Source organism: Tatumella sp. JGM94 (genome assembly GCF_018257595.1).
In the GTDB taxonomy this organism is placed as follows: Bacteria; Pseudomonadota; Gammaproteobacteria; order Enterobacterales; family Enterobacteriaceae; genus Tatumella; species Tatumella punctata.
In genome coordinates this window covers 200-19,103 of sequence record NZ_JAERJN010000012.1, presented here as the reverse complement: position 1 = coordinate 19,103, position 18,904 = coordinate 200, and the positions used below count along the sequence as shown (strand labels likewise).

The 18,904-nt window shown below is 50.7% G+C and carries 15 protein-coding genes, 2 tRNA genes and 1 rRNA gene (1 of these 18 only partly in view); 7 read left to right on the top strand and 11 right to left on the bottom strand.

Translation table 11 applies throughout. The features are described 5' to 3' along the window. Positions 1-210: 210 nt before the first annotated feature. From JK216_RS09835 to JK216_RS09820, 4 genes are all read left to right on the top strand, one after another. The gene (locus tag JK216_RS09835; RefSeq protein ID WP_212708665.1) at positions 211-453 is read left to right on the top strand and encodes a DUF1158 domain-containing protein; all 243 of its coding nucleotides are present in this window, start codon (positions 211-213) and stop codon (positions 451-453) included. Between the two features lie 515 nt (positions 454-968). After that, complete coding sequence (gene mqo, locus JK216_RS09830) at positions 969-2,612, top strand: malate dehydrogenase (quinone) (RefSeq protein WP_212711619.1); 1,644 nt, start codon at positions 969-971, stop codon at positions 2,610-2,612. Positions 2,613-3,203: 591 nt separating this feature from the next. After that, the gene (gene yhjD / locus JK216_RS09825; RefSeq protein WP_283092853.1) at positions 3,204-4,241 is read left to right on the top strand and encodes an inner membrane protein YhjD; all 1,038 of its coding nucleotides are present in this window, start codon (positions 3,204-3,206) and stop codon (positions 4,239-4,241) included. Between the two features lie 268 nt (positions 4,242-4,509). Continuing rightward, positions 4,510-5,844, top strand: coding sequence for an MFS transporter (locus JK216_RS09820; RefSeq protein WP_212711620.1), 1,335 nt, complete (start codon positions 4,510-4,512; stop codon positions 5,842-5,844). Between the two features lie 321 nt (positions 5,845-6,165). Here the strand turns inward: JK216_RS09820 and ilvC are convergent, their stop codons facing one another. Then, the gene (gene ilvC / locus JK216_RS09815) at positions 6,166-7,644 is read right to left on the bottom strand and encodes a ketol-acid reductoisomerase (RefSeq protein ID WP_212708661.1); all 1,479 of its coding nucleotides are present in this window, start codon (positions 7,642-7,644) and stop codon (positions 6,166-6,168) included. Positions 7,645-7,805: 161 nt separating this feature from the next. On the opposite strand from ilvC, the gene ilvY reads away from it, so the two are divergent. Further along, positions 7,806-8,687 (top strand): HTH-type transcriptional activator IlvY, encoded by an 882-nt coding sequence (ilvY, locus tag JK216_RS09810; RefSeq protein ID WP_212708660.1) that lies wholly within the window; start codon positions 7,806-7,808, stop codon positions 8,685-8,687. On the opposite strand, the gene ilvA is transcribed toward ilvY, so the two are convergent. The 6 genes from ilvA to ilvL all read right to left on the bottom strand — a co-directional run bounded on the left by ilvA (position 8,688) and on the right by ilvL (position 15,258). After that, the gene (ilvA, locus tag JK216_RS09805) at positions 8,688-10,235 is read right to left on the bottom strand and encodes a threonine ammonia-lyase, biosynthetic (RefSeq protein ID WP_212708659.1); all 1,548 of its coding nucleotides are present in this window, start codon (positions 10,233-10,235) and stop codon (positions 8,688-8,690) included. It lies immediately after the preceding gene. A gap of 6 nt (positions 10,236-10,241) precedes the next feature. Further along, positions 10,242-12,092 carry a dihydroxy-acid dehydratase gene (gene ilvD, locus JK216_RS09800; RefSeq protein ID WP_212708658.1) on the bottom strand — a complete coding sequence of 617 codons (1,851 nt, stop codon included), beginning with the start codon at positions 12,090-12,092 and terminating at the stop codon, positions 10,242-10,244. 64 nt (positions 12,093-12,156) lie between these two features. After that, positions 12,157-13,086, bottom strand: coding sequence for a branched-chain-amino-acid transaminase (gene ilvE, locus JK216_RS09795; RefSeq protein ID WP_212708657.1), 930 nt, complete (start codon positions 13,084-13,086; stop codon positions 12,157-12,159). Between the two features lie 46 nt (positions 13,087-13,132). Continuing rightward, positions 13,133-13,366 (bottom strand): acetolactate synthase 2 small subunit, encoded by a 234-nt coding sequence (ilvM, locus tag JK216_RS09790; RefSeq protein ID WP_212708656.1) that lies wholly within the window; start codon positions 13,364-13,366, stop codon positions 13,133-13,135. Further along, positions 13,363-15,009, bottom strand: a complete 1,647-nt coding sequence (ilvG, locus tag JK216_RS09785) for an acetolactate synthase 2 catalytic subunit (protein ID WP_212711621.1) — start codon at positions 15,007-15,009, stop codon at positions 13,363-13,365. The genes ilvM and ilvG overlap by 4 nt, the downstream gene beginning before the upstream one ends. Positions 15,010-15,159: 150 nt before the next feature. Then, on the bottom strand, positions 15,160-15,258 hold the full coding sequence (gene ilvL / locus JK216_RS09780) for an ilv operon leader peptide (protein WP_071780145.1): 99 nt from the start codon (positions 15,256-15,258) through the stop codon (positions 15,160-15,162). 327 nt (positions 15,259-15,585) lie between these two features. Here ilvL and JK216_RS09775 point away from each other — a divergent pair, with 327 nt between their 5' ends. Then, entirely contained in the window at positions 15,586-17,106 is a 1,521-nt protein-coding gene (locus JK216_RS09775) for a YifB family Mg chelatase-like AAA ATPase (RefSeq protein WP_212708654.1), read from the top strand. A gap of 47 nt (positions 17,107-17,153) precedes the next feature. On the opposite strand, the gene JK216_RS09770 is transcribed toward JK216_RS09775, so the two are convergent. Continuing rightward, positions 17,154-17,492: a DUF413 domain-containing protein gene (locus JK216_RS09770; protein ID WP_212708653.1), complete on the bottom strand. Its 339-nt coding sequence runs from the start codon at positions 17,490-17,492 to the stop codon at positions 17,154-17,156. 121 nt (positions 17,493-17,613) lie between these two features. On the opposite strand from JK216_RS09770, the gene hdfR reads away from it, so the two are divergent. Next, the gene (gene hdfR / locus JK216_RS09765) at positions 17,614-18,438 is read left to right on the top strand and encodes an HTH-type transcriptional regulator HdfR (RefSeq protein ID WP_212710512.1); all 825 of its coding nucleotides are present in this window, start codon (positions 17,614-17,616) and stop codon (positions 18,436-18,438) included. A gap of 136 nt (positions 18,439-18,574) precedes the next feature. On the opposite strand, the gene JK216_RS09760 is transcribed toward hdfR, so the two are convergent. The 3 genes from JK216_RS09760 to rrf form a co-directional block, all read right to left on the bottom strand. Further along, positions 18,575-18,650 (bottom strand) — tRNA-Trp (locus JK216_RS09760). Positions 18,651-18,658: 8 nt separating this feature from the next. Next, a tRNA-Asp gene (locus JK216_RS09755) sits at positions 18,659-18,735 on the bottom strand. A gap of 100 nt (positions 18,736-18,835) precedes the next feature. Continuing rightward, positions 18,836-18,904: ribosomal RNA gene (gene rrf, locus JK216_RS09750) — 5S ribosomal RNA — on the bottom strand; it runs 36 nt beyond the window's last position.

Genomic DNA, 18,904 nt, shown 5'->3' with positions numbered 1-18,904 from the left:
AATAAAATCATGGGGTTAGTTATAGCAAAGGCTATAACTTATAACATTCGCTAAGTTTATGCTAACTCAATGGAAAATAAGCAACTTCAGAAAGATCCTGCTGTCTGCAGGCATAAGTTCCGCCTTATGAATATCCCCTGATGATGATTGAAACCGGCCAGCAATTCCCGGAGAATGTCAGGCACTCTTCTTTTCCTGTTGCGGATCATTATGAAAAACCCTCTCGAAAGCTTGCTTATTCCCTGTGGCATATTATTAGCGGGGTTCTTATCAGCCTTACTGTTGCCGGCACCGGCATTCGGGTTGCCTGTCGCCAGAGCGCTGATGTCTGCACTGCATATTATGGATTTAAACCAGCTGTATACCATCGTCTTCAGCCTGTGGTTTTTGTTACTTGGCAGCGTGGAATTTTTTGTGATTCGCTTTCTGTGGCGTCGTTTCACCCGCCACTGAAATAAGCCTGCATTCCCCGCGATGCCGGGGAGGATAACCCGCAGAGGTGATACACAATTAAATAACAAATAACATACAAATATTGATCTTTATATCTCTTCCTCCTCTAAACAATAACAGAATAAATATATTTTATTATCAATTAGTTGAAAATTTTGTTTTTTTGAACTTCTTCACACTTTCTTTCAGACCGTTTATTTTTCCTTCCGCGAAGAAAAATATATAAACAGTTGAAATTCAACAATTTTAAATATTAATGCTGTCGGTAAAAGGCAGAAATTCCGCCTGTTTTTTTAATAAAAGATCCGCGACAAAGACTTGTTTAATTCTGAGGCAGAAATGTTATATTCATAGGTAAAACATATAACCTGGTATTAACGCCTTCCCCCCCGGGCAGGATATTACCGGATAACTTTTGGCCTGTCAGACAAGCTCCGGATGCTTAACGAAAGGCCTCTATTTTGCCCGCAAGCCTGTCAGGGAAAGACACCCGACAGAAGAGGAGATATTGCCTCATGTGTAAATCAACAATGAACCTTTCTCTCGCCATGAGCACTGCGGTCAGCGCAGGACAAAAGGTTCAGCAAGGAAAAGACATCGATGTATTACTGATCGGTGCTGGTGTGATGAGTGCCACACTGGGGACTTTTCTGCAGGAGCTGGAACCTGAATGGACTCTGGAGATGACAGAACGCCTGTCCGGTGTTGCTGAAGAATCCTCTAATGGCTGGAATAATGCCGGGACCGGACACTCGGCTCTGGCCGAACTTAACTACACTCCGCAAAAAGCCGACGGAAGCATTGATATCAGTAAAGCCGTGGCAATTAATGAAGCGTTTCAGATTTCACGACAGTTCTGGGCCTCCCAGGTCGAAATGGGACGCCTGAGTGAGCCGGAGCGCTTTATTAATACCACCCCGCATATGAGCTTTGTCTGGGGAAACGAGAATGTTCAGTTTCTGCGTAAGCGTTTTGAGGCACTGAAATCCAGTACCCTGTTTCGCGGCATGGAATATTCAGAAGACCCGCAGCAGATCGCTGAGTGGGTGCCTCTGCTGATGCAGGGCCGTACTGGCGGTGCCCCGATTGCCGCAACCCGTACCGAGACCGGAACCGATGTTAACTTTGGTGAAATTACCCGGCAGCTGATTAATGCACTGCAAAAAAATGATAATTTCACCCTGCGTACCCGCCATGAAGTCCGGGAGATCAACCGATTACCCGACGGGCGCTGGCAGGTCACAGTACAGGACCTGAACTTAAATACCTCAAAAAAACTGACCGCCCGCCATGTGTTTATCGGTGCCGGCGGTGCAGCATTACCACTGCTACAAAAAACCGGTATTCCGGAAGCCCGTCGTTATGCCGGTTTCCCGGTGGGCGGATCGTTTCTGGTCACCGACAATCCGCAGCTGGTGAAGCAACACCTGGCGAAAGTGTATGGTAAGGCCAGTGTCGGTGCGCCGCCAATGTCGGTACCGCATGTCGATACCAGAATGCTGGACGGTAAGCAGGTACTGTTGTTCGGTCCTTTTGCTACCTTCTCGACCAAATTCCTGAAGCAGGGCTCATTACTGGATATGTTCAGTTCCATGACACCGGCAAATATGCTGCCAATGTTGCAGGTCGGCAGTAAGAACCTCAACCTGATTAAATATCTGATTGGTCAGGTGCTGCAGAATGATAATGACCGGATGGAAGCGCTGCAGAATTATGTGCCGGGTGCCCGCCCGGAAGACTGGCGTCTGGTGACGGCGGGACAACGGGTGCAGATCATCGAAAATGATGAAAAGCAGGGAGGCGTGCTGCGTTTAGGCACCGAAATTGTCACGTCACAAGACGGTACCATTTCGGCCCTGCTGGGAGCCTCACCGGGTGCATCAACTGTCGCAAAAATCATGCTCGATCTGATCGCAAAAGTCTTTCCGGCAGAACTCAGTTCAGCACCATGGCAGCAGAAAATTCGCCGGATGATCCCGTCTTACGGAACATCCCTTGACGGTAACGTGGCAGCAACCGAACAGGTGCTTTCAGCAACCAGCCATCGTCTGAATTTACATTATGCAGCCCCGGAGCAACTCAGCTCCGCGCCTGAGAATACAGCGCCGGCCGCGGCTAATGATGAGGGTCATCACACGGCAAACGTCGTGGGAAAGTAACTCCGGAGTGAATACCCGCTCACCGTTAGCGTAAAGAGAGCGCTGAGCCGCTGGTCCCGCTTTCTGTCGCGTCACTGCCGGTTAGCGGGGCTCCCGTTTTCCCTTATCCCGGCGACCCGGGATGAGAGCATCGCAATCAGTACCGCCCTGCGGTGATACTCCGGTATAAAAGTAAGCACCAACTTATCTTTCAGCCCGCGGGGGATTTATTCCCCGCCGGGCTTCTTCATCTCCGCACGGATATTCACACCACAATATCACCGGCTTCTCTGTCAGGGATCAGGCCCCGTCACCGCCGGATCCGCTGACAAATCAATGTAATATAACCTGCTGTTATCCCGGTTAAAAAAGCGCCTTATCCCGGCCATCCGATGGCATACTGAGCTGTCGTCCACCCGCCAGGGGTTATCAATCGGTCACCATGGCCGCATTGTCATTGATTACGCCGGGGAAGAGGTGTGGATAGGTGGCCAGGTCACTACCCGCATCCGTGGAAATTTCCTGCTGCCCTGATACCGGTTCGTCTGTCAGGGAATTGCCCGCTATAATTATCCTGTTGTTTATTACATTACAAAAGGATCCCTGACCTCCATGGTGGAAAAAACACCCGTCACTGACGGAGAAAAAAAACAGCCGGAACCCGTGATTAAGACCGGCAATCCTTCCGTCGATCGCTCGATCACTAAAGCAACCGAAGGTATTCACTGGTTCAGAAATATACCTGCTGTCGCCCATTTTTTACGCGCAATTGAACGGTTTAATGACCGGATGGGTAGCCAGTTTGGCGCGGCGATTACCTATTTTTCCTTTCTTTCGATTATCCCGATATTAATGGTGTCATTCGCTGCCATAGGTTTTGTTCTGGCGTCGAATCAAAACCTGCTGGCTGAACTCATTGATAAGATAGTGAACAGTATCAGTGACCCTTCGCTGGCCGGAACCCTGAAAAGTACAGTAAACACGGCTATCCAGCAACGCACCACCGTGGGCATTACGGGGTTATTACTGGCGCTCTATTCCGGTATCAGCTGGGTGGGGAATTTACGCGAAGCTATCCGCGCACAGTCCCGGGATATCTGGGAACGGACCGAACGGGATCGTGAAAAAATCTGGCGGAAATATATCCGTGATTTTATTTCTCTGACCGGTCTGATGCTGGCGCTGGTGATTGCTCTTTCTCTGACATCGGTGGCAGGTTCTGCGCAGGCAATCATTGTTCATGCGCTGGGGTTAGATCATATCGACTGGCTGCGGCCGGTAATGACGATTATTGCCCTGACCATCTCTGTATCAGCAAACTTCCTGATTTTTTTATGGATTTTCTGGGTATTACCCGCCCACCAGCCACCCAGAAAAGCCTTACTGCGGGGCACATTACTGGCCGCTATTGGCTTTGAAGTGATTAAATTTATTATGACGATTATGCTGCCGAAGGTGGCGTCTTCGCCTTCCGGTGCCGCATTCGGTTCAGTGCTGGGCCTGATGGCATTCTTTTACTTTTTTGCCCGGCTGACATTGTTCTGTGCAGCATGGATAGCCACCGCTCAGTATAATACTGCACAGACTCAGAGTGCCGCCGCGGAAAGTGATTCGTCCGCCGAGATATCACAAAATGTAACCAGAGATTAAATCAGCGAGAAATTTTATCTCACGGATATTTTTAAGCCAAAAAGGCCGATCAGAGTGACAGAGCCACTTTTTTTCGGCCTTAAATTAGCGAAATACTCTGAAACCCCCCCGACTAACCATTGCCATCTGTTGGCAAAGAGAACACATCAAAGATTATTCACTTTATCGCCTGATATCCGCACCAGCTCAGGCTTTTTGGTGATTGAAGGCTATAAAACAGCTGCGTAATATGGTTCGTCCATCGTTACAAAAATAAGAATCTATTATTATGCAAACCAGCCATACTGAGCCTTACTTATCAGCCGCAGACTCTCCCACGGTGAACTCAAGAGGAAAAGTCGTTATCGCCTCCCTGGTGGGTACCGCCATTGAATTTTTTGATTTCTATATTTATGCCACTGCGGCCGTTATTGTATTTCCACATATTTTTTTCCCGCAGGGTGATGCCACTGTCGCGACACTTCAGTCGCTGGCAACTTTCGCCATTGCTTTCGTTGCCCGGCCCATCGGCTCAGCAGTATTTGGTCACTTCGGCGACCGGATCGGCCGTAAAGCGACACTGGTAGCCTCTTTATTAACGATGGGTATTTCGACGGTCGTGATCGGATTACTGCCTGGCTATAGCACCATCGGCGTGGCAGCGCCTTTATTGCTGGCCCTGGCCCGCTTTGGCCAGGGGCTGGGACTGGGCGGAGAATGGGGAGGTGCAGCTCTGCTGGCGACCGAAAATGCGCCGGCCAGAAAACGGGCGTTTTATGGTTCGTTCCCGCAGCTGGGTGCGCCTATCGGTTTCTTTTTCGCAAACGGCACTTTTTTACTGCTTTCCTGGCTGCTGACTGACCAGCAGTTTATGGACTGGGGCTGGCGAGTGCCTTTTATTCTGTCAGCCGTACTGGTGATTATTGGCCTGTATGTACGTGTGTCGCTGCATGAAAGCCCGGTATTCGACAAAGTTAAACAAGAGAATAAACAGGTTAAAGTGCCGATTGCCACCCTGCTTTCTGAACATTTCGGGGCCACAATTATCGGGACGTTTATTATGCTGGCCACCTATACCCTGTTTTATATTATGACTGTCTATTCAATGAGTTTCGGCACTGCACCCGCACCCGCCGGTTTAGGCTTCTCGCGTAACAGTTTCCTGTGGATGCTGATGATTGCGGTTATCGGATTCGGCATTACCATCCCGCTGGCCGGTATTATGGCGGACCGGTTTGGTCGCCGCCGCACCATGATCGCGATCACGTTGCTGATTATTGCCTTCGCCTTGCTGTTCCCTGCCCTGCTGGGATCCGGATCATCATGGCTGGTGATGCTGTTCTTACTGACCGGACTGAGTATTATGGGCCTGACTTTCGGGCCGATGGGTGCGTTATTACCGGAGTTGTTCCCGACCGAAGTCCGTTATACCGGAGCATCTTTCTCCTATAACCTGTCGTCAATTTTAGGTGCTTCTGTCGCCCCTTATATTGCCACCTGGCTGAATGCTAAGTACGGACTGTTCGCTGTCGGATTATATCTGGCGTCGATGGCGGTACTGACACTGCTGGCACTGGTGCTCAGCAAAGAAACACGCCATCAGACCCTGTTTGAAGTCTCCTGAGTCCTGAAACCTCTTCCTCGCCACAGGGGGAAGAGGTCACTTTTCTGTTTCCCTTTCCGTGTTCAGTGCCACAAAATTCAGGTTGTTCACTCAGGCTGAATAACAGTGAAGCGGCGTATAACCGCTCCCTGCCCGGCAATATTGATCAGACTTAGGATAATCAATACACCCTATTGCCTGATCGCCAGCACCAGTGGCAAAAGCAATAGCGGACAGAAAAGGTGACAGATGAAGGGCTGTATTTCGTCCCTGAGGTACGGGCTGTTACCTGGCAACAAAAAACCCGGCATTGCCGGGCTGTTTGTTAAACCTTGGTTAGCATTAACCGGCAACGGCAATGCGTTTCATATCGGTCATATAACCGCGCAGTTTACCACCGACCTTTTCAATCGGGTGCTGGCGGATAGCTTCATTAACTTCACGCAGCTGCGCATTATCAACGCCATTACCCTTCAGGGTTTCCTGACCTAAATCACCGGTTTGCAGCTGAGCCATAAAGTCTTTCAGCAGCGGAACCGCCGCAAAAGAGAACAGATAGTTACCGTACTCGGCAGTATCGGAAATAACGACATTCATTTCATACAGACGCTTACGTGCAATGGTATTCGCGATCAGAGGCAGTTCATGCAGTGATTCATAATATGCAGACTCTTCGATAATTCCGGAGTCAACCATGGTTTCAAACGCCAGTTCAACGCCGGCTTTAACCATCGCAATCATCACCACGCCCTGGTCGTAGTAGTCCTGCTCAGCAATTTTTCCTTCGAACTGCGCAGCATTTTCGAAGGCTGTTTTACCGGTCTCTTCACGCCAGGTCAGCAAATCTTTATCATTATTAGCCCAGTCAGCCATCATACCGGAAGAGAATGCACCAGAGATAATGTCATCCATATGTTTCTGAAACAGAGGAGCCATGATCTCTTTCAGCTGTTCTGACAGTTCATACGCACGAATTTTTGCAGGATTCGACAGACGATCCATCATCAGGGTAATACCACCAAACTTCAGTGATTCGGTGATCGTTTCCCAGCCAAACTGGATCAGTTTTTCAGCATAAGCGGCATCGGTACCTTCAGCCACCAGCTTATCAAAACACAGTAAAGAACCCGCCTGTAACATACCGCACAGGATAGTCTGTTCACCCATCAGGTCTGATTTTACTTCGGCAACAAAAGAAGATTCCAGCACCCCGGCACGGTGGCCTCCGGTAGCTGCTGCCCATGCTTTGGCAATCGCCAGACCTTCACCCTTAGGATCATTTTCCGGATGTACGGCGATCAGGGTAGGAACCCCGAAACCACGCTTATATTCTTCACGGACTTCAGTGCCCGGACATTTTGGCGCGACCATCACGACCGTAATATCTTTACGGATAGTTTCGCCGACTTCAACAATGTTAAAACCATGAGAGTAACCCAGTGCAGAGCCTTCTTTCATCAGAGGCTGCACTGCCTGAACTACAGCAGAGTGCTGCTTGTCCGGCGTCAGGTTGACCACCAGGTCGGCCTGCGGGATCAGCTGTTCATAGGTACCGACTTTAAAGCCGTTATCTGTCGCTTTGCGCCATGAGGCACGTTTCTCAGCAATCGCTTCAGCACGCAGGGCGTAAGCAATATCCAGACCGGAATCACGCATATTCAGCCCCTGGTTAAGGCCCTGCGCACCACAACCAACAATCACGATTTTTTTGCCTTTCAGAAAGCTGGCTTCGTCCGCAAATTCGTCACGGGACATAAAACGACATTTGCCTAACTGCGCTAACTGGTTACGCAGATTCAGAGTGTTGAAATAGTTAGCCATGGGTACTCCGGTTGAGTTGTGTTTGTATTTATAAGGTATTCAGCCGCGAAGGTTGCGTGACTGAGAATACCTCCATCATATGTCAGGATTTCTATTGCTTAAATTGATATATTAACAACGTTATATTGCAATAACTGCAATACACTACGGAGTCACTCAGCATGGATTTACGGGATCTGAAATTATTTCTGCATCTGGCCGACAGCCGTCATTTTGGCCAGACGGCCCGCGCTATGCACGTCAGTCCCTCCACCCTTTCACGTCAAATCCAGCGGCTGGAAGAGGACGTGGGTCACCCGTTATTTATGCGCGATAATCGTTCAGTTGCCCTGACCACCGCCGGAGAAAATTTCAGCCTGTTTGCCAGACAAACCCTGCTGCATTATCAGCAACTGCGTCACCTGATGGACCTTAATAGTCCTTCCCTGAGTGGTGAGTTACATCTGTTCTGCTCCGTGACTGCTGCCTATAGCCATCTGCCTCCTGTCCTTGACCGTTTTCGGGCCGAACATCCGCAGGTGGAAATTAAATTATCTACCGGCGACCCTTCTGATGCCGTAGAGAAAATCAGTTCCGGTGAAGCCGACCTGGCAATAGCCGGTAAACCTGAGTCTCTGCCTGCAGGAATAGCATTTAATCCTCTGGATGTGCTGCCCCTGGCACTGATTGCGCCGGCATTACCTTGCCCGGTCAGGAGCGAGGTCACCTCGGTCGATCCTGACTGGAGCCGGGTACCCTTTATTTTTCCTGAGCAAGGGCCGGTACGGCGCAGCGTCGATCTGTGGCTGCGCCGCAGAAAAATCACCAATCCGCTGATTTATGCCACGGTCGCAGGACACGAAGCGATAGTGTCGATGGTTGCCCTCGGCTGTGGTGTGGCTTTATTGCCGGTCGTGGTGCTGGAAAACAGCCCCGAGCCGGTACGTAACCGTATTATGTCCCTGCCACTCAGCGATACGGGTACTCCGCTGGAACTGGGGGTGTGTGTCCGGAAGAAGCGGCTCGGAGAGCCGCTGATCAATGCTTTCTGGGATTTACTCTGATCACCGGCCAGCAAGGAAAAACCGGAAGGCCGGATTATTACTTTCATCATGAAAATCATAACCCAGTGCGGACAGATGCTCCGCAAACCGGGGATCATTATTACCGAGTTCAAATGCAGCCAGTACCCGGCCATAGTCTGTGCCATGACTACGGTAGTGAAACAGGGAGATATTCCAGTGCGTGCCCAGGGTCTGCAGAAATTTCAGCAGAGCTCCCGGCGATTCAGGAAACTCAAAACTGTATAACCTTTCCTGCAATGGTTTACCCGGCCTGCCCCCGACCATATAACGCAGATGCAGTTTAGCCATTTCGTCGTCTGACAGGTCCACCACCAGGTAACCTTCGTCACTCAGTTGCCGGACAATTTCAGTGCGTTCGTCCAGCCCGCGGGTTAAACGCACGCCGACAAAAATGCAGGCATTCTGGTCATCCGCATAACGATAATTAAATTCGGTCACCGCACGGCCACCGAGGATCTGACAAAACTTCAGGAAGCTCCCCGGCTGTTCCGGGATCGTCACTGCCAGCAAAGCTTCGCGCTGTTCGCCCAGCTCACAGCGTTCTGAGACATAACGCAGTCCGTGAAAATTGACGTTAGCACCGGATAAAACATGTGCCAGCCGCTCATCTTTAATATCATGCTGCTGAATATATTTTTTCATCCCTGCCAGCGCCAGAGCCCCGGAAGGCTCGGCGATTGCACGCACATCTTCGAAAATATCTTTCATTGCTGAGCAGATAGCATCACTGTCGACAGTCACGATATCATCCAGGTACTCCCTGCAAAGACGATAGGTTTCGTTACCAATACGCTTAACAGCCACCCCTTCGGCAAACAAACCGACCCGCGATAAATCCACCGGCCCACCCGCCTTGAGTGCGGCATTAAGGCAGGCGGAATCTTCAGCTTCAACAGCGATCACTTTAATTTCCGGCATCAGTTGTTTAATAACCACCGCCACCCCGGCAGCCAGACCGCCACCACCCACCGGGACGAAGATACGATCGATATGTGCATCCTGCTGCAGCAGTTCCAGTGCCAGGGTACCCTGCCCCGCGATCACTGCCGGATGATCGAACGGCGGCACAAAGGTATAACCATGTTCTTCTGCCAGCGAGATAGCTTTCGCTTTTGCTTCATCAAAGTTTGCGCCATGCAGACAGGCCTCTCCGCCAAAAGCACGCACCGCATCTACCTTAATTTCTGCGGTGGCTACCGGCATCACAATCAGAGACTTGATGCCTAGCTGGCTGGCAGACAGTGCAACCCCCTGAGCATGGTTACCGGCCGACGCAGTCACCACTCCCCGGGTGCGTTGCTGTTGATTCAACCCGGCAATCATTGCGTAAGCTCCGCGCAATTTAAAGCTATGCACCGGCTGACGATCTTCACGTTTTACCATGATGGTATTGCCAAGACGCCGCGACAGTTTTTCCATCGTCTGTAACGGAGTGACCCGGGTAATCTCATAGACCGGGGATCGCAACGCTGCATGCAGGTACTCCGCACCCGAAGGTGCGGAAGAAAGAGGTTTGGAAGCTGCCATGATCGATTAACCTCCCAGTTTACTCTTGTCGCGAACGGCACCTTTATCGGCACTGGTCGCCAGTGAAGCGTAAGCCCGCAGTGCAAACGACACTTCACGCTGACGATCCTGTGGGGTATAAGCGGCATTGCCACGGGCTTCTTCCGCGGTACGACGTGTCTGCAGTTCTGCATCGCTGATATCCAGGCTGATACTGCGGCCAGGGATATTGATATCAATCATGTCACCGTCTTTTACCAGGGCAATAGTGCCGCCATTCGCTGCTTCCGGAGACGCGTGGCCGATAGATAATCCGGATGTCCCTCCGGAGAAACGACCATCAGTAATTAATGCGCAGCTTTTACCCAGGCCCATCGATTTCAGATAAGTGGTGGGGTACAGCATTTCCTGCATACCCGGCCCTCCTTTCGGGCCTTCGTAGCGGATCACCACAACATCGCCGGCAACAACCTTACCGCCAAGGATCGCCTCTACGGCATCATCCTGACTTTCATACACTTTTGCCGGACCACGGAAGGTCAGAATGTCTTTATCCACCCCGGCTGTTTTCACAATACAGCCATCCAGCGCCATATTGCCGTACAGTACTGCCAGCCCGCCATCCTGTGAATATGCATGTTCACGGGTCCGGATACAGCCCTGTTCACGGTCATCATCCAGCGTATCCCAGCGACAGTTCTGCGAGAAAGCTTTCGTGGTACGTATCCCGGCAGGGCCGGCACGGTACATTTCTTTCACTGCTTCATCTTTCGTCAGCATGATATCGTAATTATCCAGGGCTTCCCGCAGGGTGGTACCCAGGATATTCGGTACTGAGGTGTTCAGCAGGCCTGCACGGTCCAGCTCACCGAGAATACCAATCACTCCACCGGCACGGTGCACATCCTCCATATGGTATTTCGGGGTACTGGGTGCCACTTTACACAGATGAGGTACCTGACGGGACAGGCGATCGATATCTGAAATATCGAAGTCAATTTCCCCTTCCCGCGCCGCTGCCAGTAAGTGCAGTACGGTATTTGTCGACCCGCCCATGGCGATATCCAGCGTCATCGCATTTTCAAATGCTTCCTTGCTGGCGATATTACGTGGCAGCACAGAAGTATCATCCTGTTCATAATAACGCTTTGTCAGGCTGACAATTCGCTTACCGGCGTTGATAAACAGTTGTTCGCGATCGGCATGGGTCGCCAGCAGAGAACCATTTCCCGGCTGAGAAAGACCCAGAGCTTCGGTCAGACAGTTCATGGAGTTTGCCGTAAACATACCGGAGCAGGAACCACAGGTCGGACAGGCTGAACGTTCAATCTGTTCACTGTCGGCATCGCTGACATTCGGATTCGCACCCTGAATCATCGCATCCACCAAATCCAGCTTAATGATTTGGTCTGACAGTTTAGTTTTACCGGCTTCCATCGGGCCGCCGGACACAAAAATGACCGGAATATTCAGACGCAATGACGCCATCAGCATTCCCGGGGTGATCTTATCGCAGTTTGAGATACAGACCATGGCATCAGCACAGTGCGCATTTACCATATATTCTACGGAGTCAGCAATCAGCTCACGTGATGGCAGTGAATACAGCATACCGCCATGGCCCATTGCGATACCATCGTCAACCGCAATGGTATTAAATTCTTTAGCAACGCCCCCTGATGCTTCAATTTGTTCGGCAACCAGCTTACCCAGATCACGTAAGTGCACATGGCCCGGCACAAACTGAGTGAATGAGTTTACAACCGCAATGATCGGCTTACCGAAATCATCATCAGTCATTCCGGTTGCGCGCCACAGGGCGCGGGCTCCGGCCATATTACGTCCATGGGTGGTGGTGGCGGAACGGTACTTAGGCATGCTCTGTTTACTCCAGTCTGGAAAAAATTCGCGGGCAGTGACTACCCGCGTGATATCTCAATTATTATGGGTTGACCTGATCCAACCAGCCCCATTTATCTTCCGTTTCACCGGTAAACAGACCAAAGAATGCCTGCTGAATACGTTTTGTCACCGGGCCACAGCGACCTTCGCCGACCTGAATGCCGTCAACACTGCGCACCGGTGTGATTTCTGCTGCAGTCCCGGACATAAAGACTTCGTCCGCCAGGTACAGGGATTCACGGGACAGCACCTGTTCACGGACTTCGATACCTAAGTCTGCGGCCAGTTTAATGATGGCATCACGGGTGATCCCCGGCAGCGCCGAAGAGGTGAATGGCGGGGTAAACAGAATGCCATCTTTCACTTCGAACAGGTTTTCACCTGCGCCTTCTGAAACGTAGCCGTTCACATCCAGCGCGATCCCTTCCTGATAGCCATGACGACGCGCTTCGCTGCCCACCAGCAATGAGGACAGGTAGTTCCCTCCGGCTTTCGCCGCTGTCGGGATGGTATTTGCCGCAACACGGTTCCAGGAGGAGACCATAGCATCAATACCCTGGTCCAGGGCTTCTGCGCCCAGATAGGCTCCCCACGGGAAGGCGGCAATAATGACATCGGTACTGAATCCTTCCGGCGGGTTAACTCCCAGGCCGACATCTCCGACAAAGACTAACGGACGGATATAAGCACTTTTCAGGTTATTCACCCGCAGAACTTCACGGCATGCTTCCATCAGTTGATCAACGCTTTGTGACACAGGGAAACGATAGATTTTGGCTGAGTCGCGCAGGCGCTGCATATGTTCACGATGGCGAAAAACAACCGGGCCTTTATGCGAGTCATAGCAACGGATACCTTCAAATACTGAAGTACCATAGTGCAGTGCGTGTGACATCACACTGACTTTAGCCTCTTCCCATTTAACCATTTCCCCGTTGAACCAGATAAGCTCTGCTTTTTTAGTCGTCATTATTCTGTCCTTTTACGCTTTAGCGTGGATGTGTTGTGTTTGTCTGTTATTGAACCTGAACGCGGGTAACGTCCATCAGTTTTGTAAGTTGTACCGACAATAAATCAATCGGCCGCTGGCTGGCCACGGTCAGGTCAATACTGACCTGCTCATTGTCCGCTGCCCGGGCGACAACATTCATAGTGCATACCCGAAAACCACGATGGCGGATAACCCGTAAAATACGTTCTAAAATTTCAGGGCGGAACTGTGCTTCGATAGATAACTGATGCTGTTTCATAAACTGTCCTCCATCATATTGGCATTGCTGGCACCGGGAGGAACCAGTGGCCAGACATTTTCAGCTTCATCGATGGAGACATGCAGAAAGTAAGGCCCGTCGCTGTTCAGCATTTCGGCTAATGCACCATCAATCTGCTCTTTACGGCTGATTTGCTGCCCCGGAATACCGAAAGCGCTTGCCAGCGTCAGGAAGTCAGGATTATCGGTCAGAATGGTTTCACTGTAGCGTTGTTCAAAAAACAATTGCTGCCACTGGCGAACCATACCCAGTCGCTGGTTATCCAGCAGCAGGATTTTCACCGGTAATTTCCGGCGTTTAATGGTGCCAAGTTCCTGAATATTCATCATGATAGAGCCATCGCCGGATACACAAATGACGGTATCCTGCGGACAGGCCACCTGAGCACCAATGGCGGCGGGTAAACCAAAGCCCATGGTCCCCAGACCACTGGAGGTAATAAAACGATCCGGTGTATCAAACGTCATATGCTGAGCCGCCCACATTTGGTGCTGGCCGACGTCGGTTGTGATAATGGTTGCGGGCGGTTTTTTTTCTGAGAGGGTATTTAATAATGCAGGGGCATAGATGGCGTCACCGGGATGATTATACGCGGGGGCGAAATCCCGCTTCATCGACGCTGTGGCGCTGCACCATTCAGCGATATCCATTGGCTGGCTGATGGCGGGTAACAGCTGATTCAGGCATCCCTGCAGGCTGACATGGGCACGGCGCAGTTTATTCAACTCTGCAGGGTCAATATCCAGATGGATAACCGAGGCATCAGGCGCAAAAGTGTCCAGTTTCCCGGTCACGCGGTCATCAAAACGGGCCCCGACAGCAATCAGCAAATCACACTGCTGGACTGCCAGGTTGGCCACTTTACTGCCATGCATGCCCAGCATGCCCAGATAAGCCTCTTCCGTATCCGCAACTGCCCCTAACCCTTTCAGGGTACAAACTGACGGGATGCCGGTCACCCGCAGAAAATCACGTAACGCCGGAACCGCACCGGCGATCCCCACACCACCACCGATGTACACTACCGGTTTTACTGACCGGGACATTAACTGCCGGGCGGCTGCGATATCCGCGTCAGGCAGCTGTAGCGGCGGATTAACCGGTAACTGATGTGGCGTGAAATCAGCAGAACCCAGCTGGATATCTTTAGGGATATCGACCAGAACCGGCCCCGGACGACCGGAATTAGCAATATCAAACGCGCTTTCCAGTATCGCAGGCAGTTCTTCCAGTGACTGCACCATAAAACTGTGTTTAGTACAGGCCAGGGATAATCCAAGAACATCAATCTCCTGGAAAGCATCAGTACCAATCACAGCAGAAGAAACCTGTCCGGTGATGGCAACCACAGGAACTGAATCCATCATCGCATCCGCCAGCCCGGTGATCAGGTTAGTCGCTCCCGGACCAGAAGTTGCAATACACACGCCCGTATTACCGGTCGCTCTGGCATAACCAATTGCCGCCATTACAGCGCCTTGCTCATGCCGGCACAGCAGGTGTTCAACACCACCATCATAAAGAGCATCATACACTGGCATAATTGCCCCGCCCGGATAACCAAAAACGGTCTGAATCCCCTGTGTCCGTAATGCCTGAACTACCCACTGTGCTCCGGTCATGGCTATTCTCCTGCCTTTTGTCGGGAACAACAGAATTTCATACTACTTTTCATCATCTGCTCCACATTAAAATACTGTAATGCCTGATAACCAAAAAAAAACCCCCGGACCTTTCGGTGCGGGGGTTCTCTTTCGATTAAGGCTTGATTTTTAAGCCTTTCTTTCTCCGAGTGCAGCCCCGCACGATGGTAGAATAATCACCACCACACTAATCACGACCAGGCTAATCACTCGTAGAAGGGCTTTCATAATAAGTACAATAATTCGCTTAATTCGAAGTAATGCCTAAAGAGTTATCACAGATTAATGTGATGTGACAACATTTTTCTGTGTTTATTTTTTTGGGAACCGGTATGGTATTTTTTTAAGATATTGATAAGTATTAGTTATATTTAAAAAGATAATTGCCATCTTTTTATGTCGAAAAAATAGCAGTACTGTAAAACCGCTCATAATGACACCGCAAAAATTTTTTCCCCGGCCTGTTTCTTTGCGTGGTAACTTCTGAATTTTGCTTATTTTCTCACCGTATCCATGACCAGCATTTTACACTGGCGATGATCATAAGGAGAGAATATGTCATTAGCCAGAGTAATGACCCGGGCAAGTATCGGTATTGATGCACCCTTAGTCATGATTGAAGTACATCTGAGCAGCGGGCTCCCCGGGCTGACACTGGTCGGATTACCCGAAGCAACGGTAAAAGAAGCCCGCGAGCGGGTGCGCAGCGCCATACTCAATAGCGGATTCACTTTTCCCGCACGCCGTATTACCGTTAACCTGGCACCGGCAGATATGCCTAAAGAGGGCGGACGCTATGACCTGCCTATCGCCATCGCTATCCTGGCTGCGTCTCATCAAATACCTGCGGCACAGTTGCCCCGGCTAGAATTCCTCAGTGAACTGGCACTGAATGGCAGCCTGAGAGCAGTCAGAGGTGCAATCCCTGCCGTTATCGCTGCCCGGAATGCACAGCGAACCATGATCCTTTCTGCCGATAACGAAGCCGAAGCCGGGCTCATCCAGGGCGATACCGCCTGTATTGGCAAAACTCTGCTTGAAATCTGTCATTTTCTGCACGGTAAAGGCGAGTTACGTCAGGCAGAAAATCACCTGCCCGTTATCAGCAGGCAGTATCCCGACCTGCAGGATATTATCGGCCAGCAGCATGCCCGCCGGGCATTAGAGATTACAGCCGCCGGCGGACACAATATGTTGCTGGTTGGTCCGCCGGGAACCGGGAAAACGATGCTGGCAGCCAGACTTCCCGGCCTTTTACCCCCGCTGACAGCGCACGAAGCCCTGGAATGTACCGCCCTGCTGAGTCTGAGCCATAATGCCCCTGCTGCAACACTCTGTACCGATCGCCCGTTTCGCGCTCCCCACCACAGTGCTTCCATGTTTGCTCTGGTCGGGGGAGGCTCTCTGCCACTGCCCGGAGAGATATCTCTGGCCCATAACGGGGTACTGTTCCTCGATGAACTACCCGAATTTGAGCGAAAAACACTGGATGCCCTCCGCCAGCCTCTGGAGTCCGGAGACATATCAATTGCCAGAGCAAAAGCAAGGATCACTTTTCCGGCACGTTTTCAGTTAATTGCTGCTATGAATCCCGGCCCGACCGGACATTACGAAGGAGTGCATCGCCGGCAGTCAGCCAGCCAGTTACTTCGTTATCTGAACCGGTTATCAGGACCATTCCTCGACCGCTTTGATCTCTCTCTTGAAGTCCCCCTGTTACCGCCGGGTACACTGAGCAAAACATTCCAGCCTGGCGAAAGTAGCGGACAGGTCCGTGAACGGGTTATCAGGGCCAGGGAATACCAACAGAAACGGGCCGGTAAGATAAATGCTTTGCTGAATAATGCAGAGGTAAGGCGCTGGTGTCAGATCACTCAGCAAGATGCACAATGGCTTGAAGAGACGTTATCTGCTCTCGGTCTGTCCGTCCGGGCATGGCAGCGCATTCTGAAAGTTGCCAGGACGCTGGCTGATCTCAGGCTGCAACCGGAAATTACCAAAGAGCAACTGCTGGAGGCATTAAGCTACCGTGCGATGGACAGATTATTACATCGTTTACAACAGGAACGGACCTGATAAATAACAGACGAAAAAAAGGGCCGCTGGCCCTTTCACTGATACTATTAATCGTCGCTGTCATTAAACTCTTCGACGGTATCCATCTGCGGTTTACCGCCGGATAACGTGTGGAAACGTTTTGGACGTTTAATTCTGGACATGTATTTTGACCAGACGCGTTCTGCTTCGGTTGCCGGCTCACGAATACCGCGACAGACTTCTACAAATCTGTGTTCTTCTTCCGTTACAGGTTCACGCTTTGCCAAATCCAGCTCATTAAAAGCAAAGCCATGACGCTCAAGTAGCTGGGCTTCCCTGATGGTAAAATCACCGTGGCGTGAGAACCCTCGCGGGTAGTGTTTATTATCAAAAAAGCGATTGGTTGTGGTAAAGCTGTCCGACATTTTACACGCTCCTAACTCTTTTATGGTCGTGTGATTTATGGCGCGGAGTATTAGATACGCTTGACAAAGTGTAAAACAAAAGATTTAAATCATAACGATTAATGATTTTGGAGATGAAATTGTGGATACTGAATTGCTGAAAACTTTCCTCGAAGTCAGCAGAACACGCCATTTTGGAAGGGCTGCAGAAGCATTGTATCTGACCCAGTCCGCGGTAAGTTTCCGCATTCGCCAGCTCGAAAATCAGCTCGGTGTCAGCCTGTTTACCCGACACCGGAATAATATTCGTCTGACATCAGCTGGCGAACGCCTGCTGCCGTATGCAGAGAACCTGATGAATACCTGGCAGCTGGCAAAGAAAGAGGTATCCCTGTCACTACAGCACCATGAACTGACGATCGGTGCCAGTACTGCGCTCTGGGAGGCTTATATGACCCCCTGGCTGAAAAGCCTGTATCAGACCAGGGAAAACCTGCATATTGAAGCCAGGGTCGCCCAGAGGCACCTGCTGGTCAAACAGATCCACGAACGGCAACTGGATGTTCTGATCACCACCGAAGCACCAAAAATGGATGAATTATCCAGCCAGCAAATTGGCCATATTTCGCTGGCATTATTCCGTTCCCGTCACTCAGAGAAAAAAGAGAAGTACCGGTATATCAAACTGGAATGGGGGGCAGACTTTCATCAGCACGAGTTTTATCTGTCAGGAAATGAGGATACCCCGATACTGACGACGACATCCGCTCATATTGCCCGGGATTTACTGCACACTACCGATTCCTGTGCATTTCTGCCGGAATACTGGCAAACACTGTATAAAGATTTGGTTCCGGTGACCGATACAGCAACAGTTGTCAGACCTTTATATGCTGTCTGGCTGCAAAATAGTGATCAGCAATCAGCCCTGAAACAATTACTGAAAGTACCGGTAGTGTTACGTTAAATAATTATCAGATAAACATTTATTCAGGAAAATACAGAAAGAACAGGAACCGGCATCGCCAGACGGCGAATGTCGGTAAAAGACAGCTTTTTTCAGACAAAAAAAAATCCTTTGCCAGGCAAAGGATTATTTTTTCTGGCAGGGGCGGAGGGACTCGAACCCCCAACACCCGGTTTTGGAGACCGGTGCTCTACCAATTGAACTACGCCCCTAAATAGGGTGGCGGAACGGACGGGACTCGAACCCGCGACCCCCTGCGTGACAGGCAGGTATTCTAACCAACTGAACTACCGCTCCACCGATTCTGTACTGATTTCAGAAATTGTCTGAATTCAGGTATTTCACCTTTTACCCGTCACGGTAAAAGTCACGACCGTTATTACGGTCTGAATTGGATGCCTGGCAGTTCCCTACTCTCGCATGGGGAGACCCCACACTACCATCGGCGCTACGGCGTTTCACTTCT

Coding starts and splice junctions, on each gene's coding strand:
- JK216_RS09835 (WP_212708665.1), top strand. CDS start 211: ATGAAAAACCCTCTCGAAAGCTTGCTTATTCCCTGTGGCATATTATTA.
- mqo (WP_212711619.1), top strand. CDS start 969: ATGTGTAAATCAACAATGAACCTTTCTCTCGCCATGAGCACTGCGGTC.
- yhjD (WP_283092853.1), top strand. CDS start 3,204: ATGGTGGAAAAAACACCCGTCACTGACGGAGAAAAAAAACAGCCGGAA.
- JK216_RS09820 (WP_212711620.1), top strand. CDS start 4,510: ATGCAAACCAGCCATACTGAGCCTTACTTATCAGCCGCAGACTCTCCC.
- ilvC (WP_212708661.1), bottom strand. CDS start 7,644: ATGGCTAACTATTTCAACACTCTGAATCTGCGTAACCAGTTAGCGCAG.
- ilvY (WP_212708660.1), top strand. CDS start 7,806: ATGGATTTACGGGATCTGAAATTATTTCTGCATCTGGCCGACAGCCGT.
- ilvA (WP_212708659.1), bottom strand. CDS start 10,235: ATGGCAGCTTCCAAACCTCTTTCTTCCGCACCTTCGGGTGCGGAGTAC.
- ilvD (WP_212708658.1), bottom strand. CDS start 12,092: ATGCCTAAGTACCGTTCCGCCACCACCACCCATGGACGTAATATGGCC.
- ilvE (WP_212708657.1), bottom strand. CDS start 13,086: ATGACGACTAAAAAAGCAGAGCTTATCTGGTTCAACGGGGAAATGGTT.
- ilvM (WP_212708656.1), bottom strand. CDS start 13,366: ATGAAACAGCATCAGTTATCTATCGAAGCACAGTTCCGCCCTGAAATT.
- ilvG (WP_212711621.1), bottom strand. CDS start 15,009: ATGACCGGAGCACAGTGGGTAGTTCAGGCATTACGGACACAGGGGATT.
- ilvL (WP_071780145.1), bottom strand. CDS start 15,258: ATGAAAGCCCTTCTACGAGTGATTAGCCTGGTCGTGATTAGTGTGGTG.
- JK216_RS09775 (WP_212708654.1), top strand. CDS start 15,586: ATGTCATTAGCCAGAGTAATGACCCGGGCAAGTATCGGTATTGATGCA.
- JK216_RS09770 (WP_212708653.1), bottom strand. CDS start 17,492: ATGTCGGACAGCTTTACCACAACCAATCGCTTTTTTGATAATAAACAC.